This is a genomic window from Acidovorax sp. (assembly GCF_046314175.1).
Lineage (GTDB): Bacteria > Pseudomonadota > Gammaproteobacteria > Burkholderiales > Burkholderiaceae_C > Acidovorax.
Genome location: NZ_JBKBXG010000108.1, coordinates 1 through 15082, shown reverse-complemented (window position 1 = coordinate 15082; position 15082 = coordinate 1). Strand labels below are relative to the sequence as shown.

Here is a 15082-nt window from a genome sequence, read left to right as displayed (position 1 = left end):
GGTGGGTGTGCTGGCTGATGCCATGGGTGTCAAACCCGCCCAGGGCGCGGGGTGCTGGTGCGGGCACGGTGCCCAGCAAGGCATGGCCCTGGCCCACGGCGGTGCGGTGCAGGTCGGCCAGGGAGACGCGGCGTTTGGGCATGGGGTTCTCCGGTGGTTGATCAGAAATTGATCAAAAAGTGATCATTTGATCAATTATTGATGTGCCATTTGTTTATGAATGGTAACTATTTGGCGGCAAAAAGTCGCCCGTGCCAGCTGTGTTTGGGCCTAGGGAAAGTCCGTAGCGCTCCCTCTCAAAAAGCCCGTGTTTCAGGCGTTTTGGGGTGCTGTGGCTCCGGCGGCTGGTATGCCCGTTGCAATTTCAGACCACGCCGCTGCAGCCATGCGGTGGGTTTTGATTTCAACCAAGGAGCAATGCAATGGGTGTTTCAGAAAAACCAGGCCTGCTGGACAACCGCCTGTGGGCGGGCAAGGCCTTTGATGGTGCGTGGTCTACCGTGCTGAACACGGCGCGTGATGCGGTCGAGCCCGCCACGGGCCAGGTTTTCAGCCGCGTGGGCATTGCCAGTGCGGCAGACATGCAGGCCGCCATTGGCCGGGCGCAGCAAGCGCAGGCCGCGTGGGCGGCCACGGGGCCACGCGAGCGTGCGGCAGTGTTCCACCGCGCGGCCAGCATTTTTCAGCAGCACTTTGACGAGCTGGCCATGACGGTGGCCCGCGAAACCGGCGGCATCGTGCCCAAGGGCCAGCACGAGGTGCGCGAGGCCATCACGCTGTGCCATCTGGCCGCGGCCTTGCCCATGCAGGCCCAGGGCCAGGTGCTGCCCAGCACGCCGGGGCGCTTGTCGATTGCCCGGCGCGTGCCACACGGGGTGGTGGGCGTGATCTCGCCGTTCAACTTCCCGCTCATCCTGGGCTTGCGCTCGGTGGCCCCGGCGCTGGCACTGGGCAATGCGGTGGTGCTCAAGCCCGACACGCGCACGCCAGTGAGCGGCGGTTTCATGATGGCCCGGGTGTTTGAAGAGGCGGGCCTGCCCAAGGGCCTGCTGCAGGTGGTGCCTGGCGACGCCGAGGCGGGCGAGGCGCTGGTGGTGGACGAGCGCGTGCCCATGATCGCCTTCACCGGATCGCCCACGGTGGGCCGCCGCATTGGCGCGCTGGCCGGGCAGCACCTGAAAAAGGTGTCGCTGGAGCTGGGCGGGGCCAACAACCTCATCATTCTGGAAGACGCTGACCTGGATGCCGCCGCCAGCGCCGCCGCGTTTGGCGCGTGGTTCCACCAGGGGCAGATCTGCATGGCCTCCAACCGCATCCTGGTGCACGAGTCGATTGCCGAAGGCTTCCTGCAGCGCATGGTGGGCAAGGCCACGCACCTGCCTGTGGGCGATGGCGCCAGCGGCCAGGTGGCCCTGGGGCCGATGATCGACGCCAAGCAACTGCAGCGCTTTGACCAGGTCATCAAAGACAGCGTGGCGCAAGGCGCCAAGCTCGAAGCAGGCGGCACCTACGAGGGGCTTTGCTACAAGCCCACGGTGCTCTCGGGCGTCAAGCCTGGCATCCGTTCGTTTGACGAAGAGCCGTTTGGCCCGGTGGTCAACCTGGTCACCTTCCGCACCGACGACGAGGCCGTGCAACTGGCCAACACCAGCCAGGGCGGCCTGGCCGCTGCCGTCATCAGCCCCAGCGTGGGCCGCGCCATGGCCATCGGCCAGCGGCTGCGCGCGGGCATGGTCCACATCAACGACCAGACGGTGAACGACGAGTGCACCAACCCCTTTGGCGGCCCCGGCGTGGGCGGCAACGGGGGCAGCGTGGGCGGGCCTGCCGATATTGATGAATACACGCAGTGGCAGTGGATCACGGTGAAGGACGCGGTACCCGCATTCCCGTTCTAACCTCACAAGCCCCCGGTGCGGTTGGGCCGCTCCGAGGGCTTGTACGCCCCAATACAAAAAATCAGGAGACAACTTTCATGACCCTACAAAATAAAACCATCGTCGTCACCGGCTGCTGCTCTGGCATTGGCGCAGACTTTGCCAAGCTTGCCCGCCAGCAGGGTGCCCGCGTGATTGGCGTGGACCGCAATGCGCCCACGCTCACGCTCGACGGCTTTGTGCAGGTGGACCTGGGCGACCCGGCCGCCATCGACGCTGCCGTGGCGCAACTGCCTGTCAAGGTGGATGCGCTGGCCAACATTGCCGGCGTGCCCGGCACATCGCCCGCCGAACTGGTCGGCCGCGTCAATTACCTGGGCCTGCGCCACTTCACGCACCGGGTGCTGGAGCGCATGGGCGAGGGCGGCTCCATCGTCAACATTGCCTCCATCCTGGGCGCAGAGTGGCCGCAGCGGCTGGAGCTGCACCGCGCCCTGGGCGCCACCACCAGCTTTGAAGAAGGCGCAAAGTGGCTGGCTGCAAACCCCGTGCCGCAGGAGACCTGCTACCAGTACTTCAAAGAGGCGCTGATCGTGTGGACCTACACCCAGTCGCAAAAGATCTTCATGGAGCGCGGCGTGCGCATGAACTGCGTGGCCCCGGGCCCGGTGTTCACGCCCATCCTGGGCGACTTTGTGCAGATGCTGGGCCAGGAGCGGGTGGAGAAGGACGCCCACCGCATGAAGCGCCCGGCGTTCAGCGATGAGGTGGGCCCGGTGATCGCGTTCTTGTGCAGCGATGCGGCGCGCTGGGTGAGCGGCATTAACCTGCCCGTGGATGGCGGGCTTGCCTCCACCTACCTGTGATCGAAGGGCCTGCACATGTCCGCACAACAGCTTGAGGCCATCTTGCAGATGGCCGCGCAAAACCCGCCGCCACCGCAAGCCGCCCCCGCGCAGTTGCGCGCGTGGTTTGATGCCAGCAATTCGCAGATGCCCATGGCCCAGGGGCTGCCCATCCGCACGCTGCACATCCCCAACGGGGCGGGTGGCGCCATGGCGGCAGAGTTGCTGAGCACAGCACAGGCCGACGCGCGCAGGCTCGTCATCTACTACCACGCCGGTGGGTTTGTGTTTGGCTCGCTGGCGTCGCACCGGGCGCTGTGCTCGTACCTGACACAGTTCAGCGGGGCGCCGGTGCTCAATGTGGACTACCGGCTGGCGCCGGAGCACCCCGCGCCCGCCGCGCACGACGATGCGCTGGCTGCGTACGAGTGGGCACTGGCCAACGGCTACGCCGCGTCGGCCATCGTGCTGGCGGGCGACTCGGCGGGGGGCAACCTAGCCTTGTCCACGGCAGTGCGTGCCCGTGACCTGGGCCTGCCGTTGCCTGCCGCCATCGCGGCCTTGTCGCCCGCGCTGGACCTGGCGTCCGAAGGCGAGTCCCACCACACGGTGGACGACCCGTTCATCACGCGCGAGCTGATGGGCTTTTTCAACGCTATGTATGTGCCCGGTGGCGACGTGCGTTCGCCCACGGTCACGCCGTTCTACAGCGCCAACCTGCAAGGGTTGCCACCTGTGCAACTGCAAGTGGGCAGCCAGGAGCGCCTGCGCGACGACGCCGTAACCATGGCTGCGCGCCTGAAAGCAGCGGGTGTGGAAGCGGACTGCACCGTGTGGGACGGCATGGTGCATTGCTGGCAGCTGTTTGCGCCCGCGCTGGATGAAGCACTGGCTTCGCTGGAGCAGGCGGGCCGGTTCATCGCAGCGCACCAGCGCATAACGGTTGCTGTCGCTGCTGCCTAGCGCAGCGGTACCCACAAACCCAAGTACCCAGAAGCGGACGCAAAGGCGCTGCCCTCCGGCACAGGCCGGGGCGCCAGCCTGCGCGCTATCCCGCCCGACGATTGATCTCACCTAATTGAAGGATTCCCTATGAAAAACGCACTTCCAGCCACCGTTGCCGCTACGCAGATCGAATCGACCGAGCAGGCCGTACAGACCGACCAGGCCGTACAGGCAGTACAGGCAGTACAGGCAGTACAGGCAGTACAGGCCACATCTCTCACCATCTCACGCCGTGGGTTGATCACCGCCGCAGGCGCCGGCGGTCTGGCGCTGGGTGCCGGCCCGCTGTGGGCCCAGGCTGCAGGCGCTGCGCCCGTGCTCAAGGTGGGCTTCATCAGCCCCCGTACCGGCCCGCTGGGCGCGCTGGGCGAAACCGACACCTTCATCCTGGCCCAGGTGCGCAAGACGTTGGCCGCTGGCCTGATCATTGGCGGCGTGAAGTACGCGGTGGAAATCCTCGACCGCGACACGCAATCCGATCCGGCCCGCGCCAGCCAGCTGGCCAAGAGCCTGATCAACAGCGACAAGATCGACCTCATGCTCACCACCACCACGCCCGAAACGGTGAACCCCGTGTCGGATGCGTGCGAGGCAGCAGGCGTCCCTTGCCTGTCTACCGTGATGCCGTGGGAGGCCTGGTACTTTGGACGGGGTGCCAAGCCTGGTGCGCCGTCGCCCTTCAAGTGGACCTACCACTTCTCGTTTGGCGGTGGTAGCTTCACCACCTCGTACACCTCGCAGTTTTCTGCGCTGCCCACCAACAAGAAGATTGGCGTGCTGTATCCCAACGATGCCGACGGCAACGCCATTCGCGGCACGCTGGCGCCCGAGCTGGCCAAGGCGGGCTTCACCATCGTGGATGCCGGCCCGTACGAGAACGGCACCACCGACTTCTCTGCACAGATCGCCAGGTTCAAGGCCGAGCGCTGCGAGATCTTCAACACCTTCCCCATCCCTCCGGATTTCGCCACCTTCTGGCGGCAGGCGGCCCAGCAGGGCTACACGCGCATGGTGAAAATTGCGCAGATCGCCAAGACGGGCCTGGTGCCATCGCAGGTGGAGGCCCTGGGGCCCCTGGCAGTCAACCTGGGTGCAGGGTGCTTCTGGCACAAGAGTTTTCCTTATGCATCACCGCTCACGGGGCTCAGCGGCGTGCAGCTGGTCGATGCGTACGAGGCCGGTACGGGCAAGCAGTGGACGCAGATGCTGGGCTCCACCATGTCGCTGTTCGACGCGGGCACCGAAGCGCTGAAGGCCAGCACCAACCCGCGCGACAAGGCTGCACTGGCCAAGGCCATCAGCACCCTCAAGGCCACCACCATGCAAGGCCCGGTGGACTTTGCCAAGGGGCCAGTGCCCAACGTGTCAGTGACGCCTGTGGTGGGTGCGCAGTGGGTCAAGCCTGCAGCGGGCAGCAAGTTCAAGCTCGACATCGTCATTACCGAGAACGCCAACGACCGCAGCATCCCCGTGGCGGCGGCGCTCAAGTCCTACAGCTGATCGTCCATGGCACATCCACATTCACAACCCCCAGCAAGCCCGCCGCCGGGTGGGCCGCTGCTGCTGCAGGCCCAGGGTATCCAGATGCGCTTTGGCGTCGTCAATGTGCTGGATCAACTGGATTTCTCGGTGGGCGCTGGCGAGGCCGTGGGCATTGTCGGCCCCAATGGCGCGGGCAAGACCACGCTGCTGAACGTGCTGGCCGGGGCGCATGCGCCCAGCCAGGGGAACGTCTGGTTCCAGGGGGTGGATGTGGGTGCCCTGAATGCAGCCGACCGCTGCCGCCTGGGCATTGCGCGCACCCACCAGGTGCCCCGGCCGTTTTTGGGCATGACGGTGTTTGAAAACGTGCTCACCGGCGCGACGCACGGTGCGGGCCTGCACGCCCGCGATGCGGGCGACCGGGCCATGGAATGCCTGCGCCTGTGTGGCATGGAGGCCCTGGCCAACCGCCGGGCAGAAACACTGGGCCTGCTCGGCCGCAAGCGGCTGGAGCTGGTGCGCGCGCTGGCCACCGGGCCCACGGTACTGCTGCTTGACGAGATCGGCGGCGGCCTGACCGACGCAGAAGCCAGCGAGTTGGTGGACCTGGTGCGCGCCATCTGCAGCCGCGGCATCGCCATCGTGTGGATCGAGCACTTGGTGCATGTGCTGTTGCAAGTGGCAACGCGCCTGGTATGCATGGACGGCGGGCGGGTGATTGCCAACGGCGATCCTCAGGCGGTGCTGAGCGATGCCACCGTGGTCGAGGCCTATCTGGGCGGGGTGGCCGCATGAGCGCTTTGTTGAGTATCGAATCCTTGAACGCCCACCACGGGCAGCTACCTGCCGTGCGCAATGTGTCGCTGCAGGTGCGCCAGGGCGACATCCTGGCCCTGGCGGGGGCCAATGGCGCAGGCAAGACCACGCTCTTGCGCACGCTGGCTGGCGCGCACCGCGCCAGCAGCGGCACGGTGCGGTGGGAGGGCGTGGACATTACCCGCATGCCCGCCCACCAGCGTGTGTCCGAAGGTCTGGCGCTGGTGCCCGAGGGGCGGCGCTTGTTTGCGGGCATGACGGTGCGCGAAAACCTGCTGGTGGCGCGCGCGGCAGGGCGGCGCGGCCAATGGAGTTTTGACACCGTGCTGGACGCGTTCCCGCAGCTGGCCCCCAAGCTGAACGCGAAAGCGGGCGAGCTGTCGGGCGGGCAACAACAGGCCGTGGCCATTGGCCGCGCGCTCATGACCAACCCGCGCGTGCTACTGCTCGACGAGGTATCGCTGGGCCTCTCGCCCCTGGCGGTGCAGGGCGTATACGACGCGCTGCAGGGCGTGATGGGGCAGGGCGCCACGCTGGTGTTGGTAGAGCAAGACCTGCAGCGCGTGCAGGCCGTGGCCAGCCGCATTGTCTGCATGCTCGAAGGCCGCGTGGTGGCCGATGCGCCTGCCGACCAGCTCACCCGTGCGCAGATCACCGCGCATTACTTTGGCGCGCAGCGGCCCGACAGTGGCACAAGCCCGCACGGTGCAGACAGTGCCCTGCCAGTCGCTTCCCGCCACTCCAACCACTCCACTCATTCCAACCATGCCCACAAGGAGGCCGCATGAACCTTCTCAACCAGATCATCCAGGGCATCTTGCTGGGCGGCTACTACGCCTTGCTGGCCTGCGGGCTGTCGTTCATGTTCGGGGTGATGCGCATCATCAACCTGGCCCACGGCAGCCTGACCGTGGTGGCCGCCTACCTTCTGTGGGTGCTGGCCGAGCCCATGGGCTGGCACCCGCTGCTGGCGCTGCTGGCGGTGGTGCCTGCCATGGCACTGCTGGGCTGGCTGCTGCACAAGCTGGTGCTGGAGCGCAGCGCACGCCTGGGCGCGCTGGTGCCCCTGCTCGCCACGTTCGGCCTGGCCAGCGTGATCGACAACGTGCTGTTCCAGCACTTTGGCGCCGACACGCGTTCGCTGGCCACCGCCATCGGCACGCTGGCCTATGACAGCTGGGAGCTGCCCGGCGGCCTGTACGTGGGGAAACTGCCCACCCTGGTGCTGGTGCTGGCCGTGCTGCTGCTGGGCGGGCTGCACGCCATGCTGGCGCACACAGCGCTGGGGCGGCAGATCCGTGCAGCGTCGGAAGACGCCGACACCGCGCGCTTGGTGGGCGTGCGCACGGGCACGGTGTTTGCGGCTGCGTCGGCCATCACCATGGTCACCGTCACACTGGCCGGGGCATCGCTGGCCATGCGTGCCACGTTCGATCCGTTCTCGGGCCCCCAGCAGCTGATCTTTGCGTTTGAGGCCGTCATCATCGGCGGCGCCGGATCGCTGTGGGGCACCTTGCTGGGCGGCGTGGTGCTGGGCGTGGCGCAGAACCTGGGGGCGCAGGTGCACCCGCAGGGTTTTCTGATCGCCGGGCACGCCACGTTTTTGGTCATCCTGCTGGCCCGGCTCTATGCGAGCGGCGCGCTGCGCAGGTTCTTCTCTTCCCACCGCAGGGCCACGCCATGACTGCTCCCGTCACTTCGTTATCTCCCGCACCCACGGGTGCATCCCCCTGGGTCATCGAGCGCTGGACGCGCTCGTCCATTGCCTTCGCCAGCGCCACCGTGCTGCTGCTGGCCGTGCTCAGCCTCGGCCCGCTGTGGCTGCAGGGGGGCACGGTAGACCGGCTCACCACACTGTTCATCTACGTCATCCTGGCCGTGATGTGGAACGCCCTGGCGGGCTACGCCGGGCTGGTGTCGATCGGCCACCAGGCGTTCTTTGGCCTGGGGGCTTACGCCATGGTGCGGCTGGCCGATGCGGGCCTGGGCCCATACCCCGCGCTGCTGGTGGGCGCCATGCTGGTAGCGTTGGTGGCGGTACCTCTGGCCGTGTTCATGCTGCGGCTGCAGGGCGGCGAATTCGCCATCGGCATGTGGGTGGTGGCCGCGCTGGCACACCTGTGTGTCAACCTCGACAGCCTGGTGCAGGGCGAGACAGGCACCTCAATGATTGCGCTGCAGCAGTACGCCGCCGACGACCGCCGCGCCTACACCTACTGGGCGGCCCTGGCTGCCTTGGCCGGGCTGTGCTGGGTGGTGTTCTGGCTCTTGCGCAGCAAGGTGGGCACGGCCGCGCAGGCCATCCGCGACAACGAAACAGCCGCCATCTCGCTCGGCGTGCGTGTGGTGGCCATCAAGCGGCTGGTGTTTGTGCTGTCGGCATTTGGCTGCGCGCTGGCCGGCGGGCTGTGGTTGGCCACGTCCATCAGCTTTCAGCCCAAAACCTATTTCAGCGTGCAGTGGACGGCGTACATGATCTTCATGGTGCTGGTGGGTGGCATCGGCACCATGGAGGGCCCCATCCTCGGCGCGCTGCTTTTCTTTGCGGTAGAGACGCTGTGGGGCGGGCAGGGCGTGCTGTACCTCATCGGCCTGGGCGCCATTGCCATGCTGTTCGCGCTGTTTTTGCCCAAAGGCATCTGGGGGGCGGTGCAGCAGCGCTGGGATGTGCACCTGCTGTCGGCGGGCTACCGGGTGCGCGGGCATCCAGCGCCCACGCCGGAAAAGTAGGCTGAATACTATAAAAGTTATAGCTGCTAGCGCTTGATGGATAAGCGCTAGAGGCCATTTTTGCTTAAAAACGGCTATGGGGCTGCTGTACTCCGTCGCGGGCGCAGTGCGGCGGGGCGCTATTTACTACCAGCCTGCTGATGGTGTCGGCATCGGTGGACTTCAATCAACCGTTCGGCCCACATCCAGTGCGTGCGCTTTTTGCCCGCCCGCAGCTCGGCAATCACGCGGGGCCAGACGGGCTCCTGGGTTTTCAGGAAGCGGCCGAGGACAGGAGTAAGGGGCATGCTCGGGTGCGTGAAAGCTGGTCAGTCTGGAGTTCATGGTGACCGTGAAGTCACCGCAAGGCAACGCTTGAATCGTCACGTAAGCGGCGGTTGGGTAACGGTGATGCGCCCGCGACACAGGCACCAAATCACCGTGCCAGAATGAACCGATGAGCACCACCACCACCTCCTTCCAGTCCAACGCAGACGGCACCCAGGTCACCACCTACACCTGGGCCGAAACCCCCGGAAAACCCGTGGGCGTTGTGCAAATCTCTCACGGCCTTGCCGAGCACGGCGAGCGCTACGACCGCTTTGCGAGGGCCCTGAACGCCGCAGGCTTCATCGTCCATGCCGTGGACCATCGCGGCCACGGGCGCACTGCGGGTGGCAAGCTGGGCGACTTTGGCAGCGCGGGCTTTAGCGGCCTCATTGCCGACGTGGCGCAGTTCGGCGCACTGCTGCGTGCGCAGCACGGGCCGCAACTGCCCGTGTTCCTGTTCGGCCACTCCATGGGCTCGTTCGCTGCCCAGGCGGCGATGTTGGATCATTCATCCACCTGGTCCGGCGTGGTGCTGTCAGGCTCCACCGCCCTCGACCTGCTCGCCGCCGCCATGGCCAACGCCCCCGCCGACGCACCCGCCGGGCTCGCGGCATTCAACGCCGGGTTCGAGCACCGCACCGGCTACGAATGGCTGTCGCGCGACGCTGCGGAGGTCGATGCATACGTGGCCGACCCGTGGTGCGGCTGGGACGTGCCGGACGACGTGATCCCCGCACTCTTCGCCCCCGCGCCCCGCCTGGCCGACCCCGCACTGCTCGCGCGCATCCGCAGCGACCTGCCCATCCTCATCGCATCCGGCGACGCAGATCCGCTGGCTGCGGGCGGGGTCTTATTGGAGCAACTGGGGCAGCGGTATCGGGATGCCGGTGTGGCCGATGTGACGGTCAATCTGTACCCCGCGGCGCGGCATGAGATCTTGAATGAGACGAATCGGGATGAGGTGACGGGGGATATCGTGGCGTGGCTGCGGGAGAGAAGTGAAGTGGCGTAGTCGATGCTCGACGCCGTGGTGGCGATCTGGTCGATGCCTGTTTTCGGCCGAGGCTGTGTGAAAACGTTAATAGACGAATTTTGCGGGGGTACTTCAACCATTGCTCGCATCGAGATCGTGCGTTGTAGGCCGATCTGAGCGGTCGATTTCTGAGTCAGCTGCCAAGTAAAGGGCGCAACGTGCGTTTTCACACAGCCTCGGCCAGGAGCGGACACTGCCTGAATCATCGACTTGAGCGCAACAGGGCCACCTCATGCCAAACAGCCAAACAGCCAAACAGCCAAACAAGCCTATCCTGCCCTTACTGTCGGCAGCTCACTCTAAAGGTGCTAGGTGGCTTTGAAATCTGTCCTGTTTGCTTTTGGGAAGATGACGGACAGAAAAATGATGATGATGCGACGGTGATTCGTGGTGCCCCGAATGGCAAACACAGAGATAGCCAGTTATGCGGTTTACGCTATTGCTGAATATCTAAATCTGAATTATATTAAGTTATACTTTATTTGACATGCAAGACAGTGCCGGGTTGACTTCATTTGATTTCTCGGAAGCTACCGAGTTCGAAATGTATTGGAATCCAATGATTTTGAGAAATTCAAAATCAAGCGATTACTTTCACATTTACGGCGGCGTCAATGATTACCTTGATTGTATAAATGATGACTTTTTTCTAAAATCCAGTCTTTTTATGAAGAATGGAAGGGGTGCCAACCCCGGCAAAGTCAAGTTTTTTGAATTGCTGCTGAATGGGTCGAAAAATATACTAACATTTGAAAATCATTACGCTGTAAAAATAAAATACACCAGGCACGATAAATTTTACTCAGCAACGCCTGTCAATGCAGAAATATTCCATCTTTCGCACCTCCAAAGACAGGAATTCTCCAAAACCGAGCAGCTCGCCAGGTTGGCGATCTTTTCTTTAGTAGATGACAAGGTTTCCCACATCCTGCAGGTTGCATCTCTGGGAAATAATTTTATAAACCTTTTCAAAATACTGGAAACAATTAAAGCAGATGAAAATTCAAAAGAAAGTGGCTTTGCTTTATCAGCGGAAGAGATGGGTGAGCTCAAGAGATTTGAATACACCGCAAACAGCCCAGCCGTAATTGGAATTTACGCGCGACATGGAGTTGATGAGAAAAAATTCAAACCAGCCAAAACCTTGGTTCCCATGAGTCTTGCAGAGGGGCATAAATACATTAGTTCAATATTCATTCGCTATATAAATTCAAAATATCAAAATTATCCAAAATGGAATTAATACGGCACGACAACCATCATTATAAAGTATGATGTTTGAAGTAATATTCAATTTGCGCACATAGGCCAGCTTTGTGTCCAAGGCGGAATTTTCAACTTCGTATTGTGCATCGTCTGCTTCTGAAAGGCATAATAAAGGTTAGCGCGCGACGCGGTAAGCTAGTCAAGAATGGGGCAAAAAAGCGGTTGAAAATCTCAAATAGCTCGCGAGTGCAAGAATTCCCACCTAAGCTTTGAATGGGGTTCTAATGTCTTTGCTTTCGTCGAATTTGGAAAATTGAGCGTATTTTTCGAAAGGCTGGTCAGTGGCTCGAATAACAATTGAATGCTCAAACTGCACGCCAGATAGAGAATATCTAATTAAAGAGCTTGCGACGGCCGAGGTTTCAATCGAAATACATTTCGATGAAATCGTTAGCATCCAATCGAGAGCCGCACGCAGAAATGAACTTGTTGAGGCAATACGAGACAAAATTTCTCAGTTCAAATGGCTTATCTCTGGAAGCGTGCAGGTTGAGCTTGCTTGGTATCTTCATAGCGTCGAACGACAAGAAACGGACAAAGTTGGCGACATCGATAACATCACAAAGCCCATCTTGGATTCATTGATTGGTCCCAAAGGTTTACTCATCGACGACTCGCAGATTGGATCTATTCACACATTCTGGATGAGTAGAAATGACCAAATAAGTTATAGCGTATTAAGATTGCGCATACAGTTCTCCAATGACGACTGCTTGAAAAAAGAGAAATTGGTATTTATCCGATACTGGAACGCAATGTGCCTTGCAATAAATGTCGATTTTTCAAGTCTTAAATCTGTGTTTGGAGCTTGCGTGGTTGTCTCAGCACGCAGGCGCCATCGACGCGCCGCAAAATCCATGAGGGTTTTTGGTGCGCAGGCTGATCAATATCTCATTCCCTCCAACTGGGATTTTCATCGCACTCGAGTTAATAGCTTCCCAGCGGATATTATAATCACAGTGCCCCAGTTACTACAACGAGCAGGAGCTGTGGGCCTTGCGAGAAGCACGGCACCGCGGCTAAAGAAGCGAGCATAGTCCTCCAGAACTTTTCGAATAGTTTCTGCAGGTAAAAATGCTAATGACACGACACTGGGGTAGGTTCGCTCTCTGCCGTTGCTAGCAACTGAATACGCAGCCAGCGTGGGTACCAATACTGGCCGAAATTAGCTATGCTAGCGGTTCGCTGTTATTGGCCGATGGTGCGTGCTCGATGGCAATCGTCGGATGATGGCAACCACTTCCAAGCAGCCAGAACCCCGAGCATTCAATTTCGTCGGCCACTGAGCTATATCTAACGCCCCCGTACCCCTCGCCCCCGCCGCGCACCCCCCGCCACCTGGCAAGCCCTCCGATACCCCCGCAGCGTCACCTCCGCCCGCTGCATCACCGTATCCTCCACGGTGGCCGCGCCTCCGGCCAGCTCATCGGCCTGTGCCTGCACCAATTCCGCCGGGCTCATGCCCGATGCCTCACCGGTCAGCAGCGCAATGCCTTCGCTCACATGCCCCATGGTGTAGACGTGGAACAGCCCGCGCTCCACCGCGTCCAGCACGCTGCGGTCCAGCATCAGGTGGCGCTGGTTGCGGGCGGGGATCAGCACGCCATGGGTGCCGTCCAGCCCCGCCGTTGCACAGGCGCGGAACCAGCCCTCGATCTTTTCGTTGATGCCGCCCACGGGCAGCACTTCGCCGTGCTGGTTCAGTGCGCCGGTCACCGCAATGCCCTGGCGCAGGGGCAGGCCTGACAGGCTGGACAGCAGCGCGTACAGCTCGGCGCACGAGGCGGAGTCGCCTTCCACGCCGCTGTATTCCTGCTCGAACACGATGGACGCGTTGAGTGCCAGTGGCGCCACGTGGCTGAACAGGGCCGTCAGATAGCTGTGCAGGATGAGCACACCCTTGTCGTGGATGGGGCCGGACATGTCCACCTCGCGCTCGATGTTGAGCAGGCCTTCTTGCCCGGCAAAGGTGCGCGCGGTGATGCGCACCGGAAAGCCAAAGCGGTAGTCGCCCAGGTCGACCTGCGTCATGGCGTTGATCTGGCCGGTGATGGAGCCCATCAGGGTGATCAGGCGCTCGCCTTCGGTGATGGAGTCGTGCAGCTCTTCTTCGGGCTGGTTGTGGCGCAGGGTGCGGGCGGCCAGGGCGGCCACCACGTCGTGCGCCTGCACCAGCGTGCCGCCGCGCGTTTTGCACAGCGCGGCGCTCTCTATGGCCAGTGCTTCGGTGTGGGCAAAGCGGGCGCTCTGGCGGTGCTGGTCGTCGGCCTCGCGGTGGGTTTGCTCTAGCAGCAGGGCCACGGCGTCGGGGGCAAAGTGGGGCAGGCCGCGGCGTTTGCAGCAGTGCGCCACAAAGATGGCGGTGGCGTGGTGGGTGGCGGGGGTGGCGGCAAAGTGGTCTGAAAAATCCACCTTTACTCGAAAGCGCCGCGCGGCATCCGGGTCGGCGTCCTGCAGGGCGTAGTACTCGTCCACCGATCCGATCAGCACGATCTTCACGTCGACGTCTACAGCCCCGGGCTGCAGTGCTGCCGCACCGCCCGGCCCATGGCCGGGGCCGCCGCTGGCTTCCTCGATCTGCAGGCGGCCACAGCGCAGAAAGCGGCGCAGGCGCTGCCACAGCCCTTCTTCGGCCGCCAGGTCGTGCAGGTGCAGCAGTATGAAGCCGCCGTGCGCCTTGAGCAGGCTGCCCGCGTGCACGCATGAATGGTCGGCCTGCACCGTGTCGCTGTCTGAGCCGTGTTCGATGCTGCCAAACAGCGTGCGCACGGTGGGGTTGTCTTCTACCAGCACGGGGGCAGCGGTGCGGCCGTGGTTGTCTACCACCAGGTTCACCTGGCAGCGGGCCAGCAGGTCGTCCAGTGCGTCTTTGCGGTCGTCTTCGGCATCGGTGTTGTTTGGCTCGCTGCCCGGGTCGCCGTTGCCGGGCTCGAACAGGTCGATGTGGTCGAGCACGGTGCGCTCTACCTGGTCCAGCCACTGGGTGAGCTTGATGGCGTCTTTGATTTGCTGGCGCAGGCTTTGGCGCAGGCCGTGCAGGGCGTGCTCCACCAGCGGCTTGACGACTTGGCGGCGCAGGGCGGCCAGGGCATCGTCGCGCGCGCGCTCCAGCGGGCGGGCAGCGTCGAGAAAGCGGGCGATCTCGGTGCGCAGGGCTTGCTCGGCGGCGTCGATCTCGGCGCGGCGCTCGCGGGGCAGGGCGCGGGCCTCGGCTTCGGTCAGCGGTTGGCCCTTGGGGCCGATGAGGGTGAACACCATCTGCCCGCTGTCGCGCGACAGGCGGAACTGGCGGGCCTCGGCAAATGCGTCCAGCACCGCAAAGGCATCGCTCTCTTGGGCGTGCCAGGCTTTTTCGATGCGCTCGGCCTCGGCCTTGAAGTCGGCGGCGGCCAGGCGTTTGGGGATGTCGGCCTGCAGGCTTTTGGCCATGTCGGCCAGCCCCTGGCGCAACTGGCGGCCCTGGCCCGCAGGCAGGCGCAGGGCGCGGGGGTGCTCGGGTGCGTCAAAGTTGTGCAGGTAGCACAGGTCTGGTGGCACGGGGCGCGCGGCGGCTGCGGTCTGCATGGCCTGGCGCAGCAGCGATGTGCGGCCGCTGCCCACCTCGCCCAGCGCAAACAGGTGGTAGTCGGGCTGCTGTAGGCCCAAGCCAAACTGCGCGGCGGCCTGGGCACGGTCCTGGCCGATCCAGGGCAGGGGCAGGTCCTGCAGCTCTGCCGTGC

General features: G+C 63.2%; 14 protein-coding genes. 12 read left to right on the top strand and 2 right to left on the bottom strand.

All coding sequences use genetic code 11. The features are described 5' to 3' along the window. The first annotated feature begins 422 nt into the window (after window positions 1-422). The 8 genes from ACK4OE_RS22415 (at window position 423) to ACK4OE_RS22380 (ending at window position 8755) form a co-directional block, all read left to right on the top strand. The gene (locus ACK4OE_RS22415; protein ID WP_409888255.1) at window positions 423-1898 is read left to right on the top strand and encodes a benzaldehyde dehydrogenase; all 1476 of its coding nucleotides are present in this window, start codon (window positions 423-425) and stop codon (window positions 1896-1898) included. A 77-nt stretch (window positions 1899-1975) separates the two neighbouring features. Then, window positions 1976-2743: a coniferyl-alcohol dehydrogenase gene (locus ACK4OE_RS22410; protein ID WP_409888253.1), complete on the top strand. Its 768-nt coding sequence runs from the start codon at window positions 1976-1978 to the stop codon at window positions 2741-2743. A gap of 15 nt (window positions 2744-2758) precedes the next feature. Further along, a complete protein-coding gene (locus ACK4OE_RS22405; RefSeq protein ID WP_409888251.1) occupies window positions 2759-3685 on the top strand; it encodes an alpha/beta hydrolase in 927 nt (308 codons plus the stop codon). Between the two features lie 129 nt (window positions 3686-3814). After that, complete coding sequence (locus ACK4OE_RS22400; protein ID WP_409888249.1) at window positions 3815-5227, top strand: ABC transporter substrate-binding protein; 1413 nt, start codon at window positions 3815-3817, stop codon at window positions 5225-5227. Between the two features lie 6 nt (window positions 5228-5233). Beyond that, complete coding sequence (locus ACK4OE_RS22395) at window positions 5234-6004, top strand: ABC transporter ATP-binding protein (protein WP_409888247.1); 771 nt, start codon at window positions 5234-5236, stop codon at window positions 6002-6004. Beyond that, the gene (locus ACK4OE_RS22390; RefSeq protein ID WP_409888245.1) at window positions 6001-6813 is read left to right on the top strand and encodes an ABC transporter ATP-binding protein; all 813 of its coding nucleotides are present in this window, start codon (window positions 6001-6003) and stop codon (window positions 6811-6813) included. Before ACK4OE_RS22395 ends, ACK4OE_RS22390 begins: the two co-directional genes overlap by 4 nt. After that, on the top strand, window positions 6810-7709 hold the full coding sequence (locus ACK4OE_RS22385; protein WP_409888243.1) for a branched-chain amino acid ABC transporter permease: 900 nt from the start codon (window positions 6810-6812) through the stop codon (window positions 7707-7709). The genes ACK4OE_RS22390 and ACK4OE_RS22385 overlap by 4 nt, the downstream gene beginning before the upstream one ends. Beyond that, the gene (locus ACK4OE_RS22380; RefSeq protein WP_409888241.1) at window positions 7706-8755 is read left to right on the top strand and encodes a branched-chain amino acid ABC transporter permease; all 1050 of its coding nucleotides are present in this window, start codon (window positions 7706-7708) and stop codon (window positions 8753-8755) included. The genes ACK4OE_RS22385 and ACK4OE_RS22380 overlap by 4 nt, the downstream gene beginning before the upstream one ends. Before the next feature lie 119 nt (window positions 8756-8874). Here ACK4OE_RS22380 and ACK4OE_RS22375 read toward each other — a convergent pair whose 3' ends face one another. Next, window positions 8875-9042: a DUF1810 family protein gene (locus ACK4OE_RS22375; protein ID WP_409888239.1), complete on the bottom strand. Its 168-nt coding sequence runs from the start codon at window positions 9040-9042 to the stop codon at window positions 8875-8877. Window positions 9043-9191: 149 nt separating this feature from the next. Here ACK4OE_RS22375 and ACK4OE_RS22370 point away from each other — a divergent pair, with 149 nt between their 5' ends. The 4 genes from ACK4OE_RS22370 to ACK4OE_RS22355 all read left to right on the top strand — a co-directional run bounded on the left by ACK4OE_RS22370 (window position 9192) and on the right by ACK4OE_RS22355 (window position 12400). Then, window positions 9192-10076, top strand: a complete 885-nt coding sequence (locus ACK4OE_RS22370) for an alpha/beta fold hydrolase (RefSeq protein WP_409888237.1) — start codon at window positions 9192-9194, stop codon at window positions 10074-10076. A 179-nt stretch (window positions 10077-10255) separates the two neighbouring features. Beyond that, window positions 10256-10543, top strand: a complete 288-nt coding sequence (locus ACK4OE_RS22365; protein WP_409888235.1) for a CPCC family cysteine-rich protein — start codon at window positions 10256-10258, stop codon at window positions 10541-10543. A 41-nt stretch (window positions 10544-10584) separates the two neighbouring features. Beyond that, a complete protein-coding gene (locus ACK4OE_RS22360; protein ID WP_409888233.1) occupies window positions 10585-11340 on the top strand; it encodes a hypothetical protein in 756 nt (251 codons plus the stop codon). 304 nt (window positions 11341-11644) lie between these two features. Continuing rightward, window positions 11645-12400, top strand: coding sequence for a RusA family crossover junction endodeoxyribonuclease (locus tag ACK4OE_RS22355; RefSeq protein ID WP_409888231.1), 756 nt, complete (start codon window positions 11645-11647; stop codon window positions 12398-12400). A gap of 256 nt (window positions 12401-12656) precedes the next feature. On the opposite strand, the gene ACK4OE_RS22350 is transcribed toward ACK4OE_RS22355, so the two are convergent. Further along, on the bottom strand, window positions 12657-15082 hold a 2426-nt coding region (locus ACK4OE_RS22350), incomplete at its 5' end, for a Lon protease family protein (protein WP_409888229.1).

What these genes read in the sequence shown, in the direction of transcription:
- ACK4OE_RS22395 (WP_409888247.1), top strand. Translation starts at nt 5,234, where the DNA reads ATGGCACATCCACATTCACAACCCCCAGCAAGCCCGCCGCCGGGTGGG.
- ACK4OE_RS22360 (WP_409888233.1), top strand. Translation starts at nt 10,585, where the DNA reads ATGCAAGACAGTGCCGGGTTGACTTCATTTGATTTCTCGGAAGCTACC.
- ACK4OE_RS22370 (WP_409888237.1), top strand. Translation starts at nt 9,192, where the DNA reads ATGAGCACCACCACCACCTCCTTCCAGTCCAACGCAGACGGCACCCAG.
- ACK4OE_RS22380 (WP_409888241.1), top strand. Translation starts at nt 7,706, where the DNA reads ATGACTGCTCCCGTCACTTCGTTATCTCCCGCACCCACGGGTGCATCC.
- ACK4OE_RS22390 (WP_409888245.1), top strand. Translation starts at nt 6,001, where the DNA reads ATGAGCGCTTTGTTGAGTATCGAATCCTTGAACGCCCACCACGGGCAG.
- ACK4OE_RS22385 (WP_409888243.1), top strand. Translation starts at nt 6,810, where the DNA reads ATGAACCTTCTCAACCAGATCATCCAGGGCATCTTGCTGGGCGGCTAC.
- ACK4OE_RS22410 (WP_409888253.1), top strand. Translation starts at nt 1,976, where the DNA reads ATGACCCTACAAAATAAAACCATCGTCGTCACCGGCTGCTGCTCTGGC.
- ACK4OE_RS22405 (WP_409888251.1), top strand. Translation starts at nt 2,759, where the DNA reads ATGTCCGCACAACAGCTTGAGGCCATCTTGCAGATGGCCGCGCAAAAC.
- ACK4OE_RS22375 (WP_409888239.1), bottom strand. Translation starts at nt 9,042, where the DNA reads ATGCCCCTTACTCCTGTCCTCGGCCGCTTCCTGAAAACCCAGGAGCCC.
- ACK4OE_RS22400 (WP_409888249.1), top strand. Translation starts at nt 3,815, where the DNA reads ATGAAAAACGCACTTCCAGCCACCGTTGCCGCTACGCAGATCGAATCG.
- ACK4OE_RS22415 (WP_409888255.1), top strand. Translation starts at nt 423, where the DNA reads ATGGGTGTTTCAGAAAAACCAGGCCTGCTGGACAACCGCCTGTGGGCG.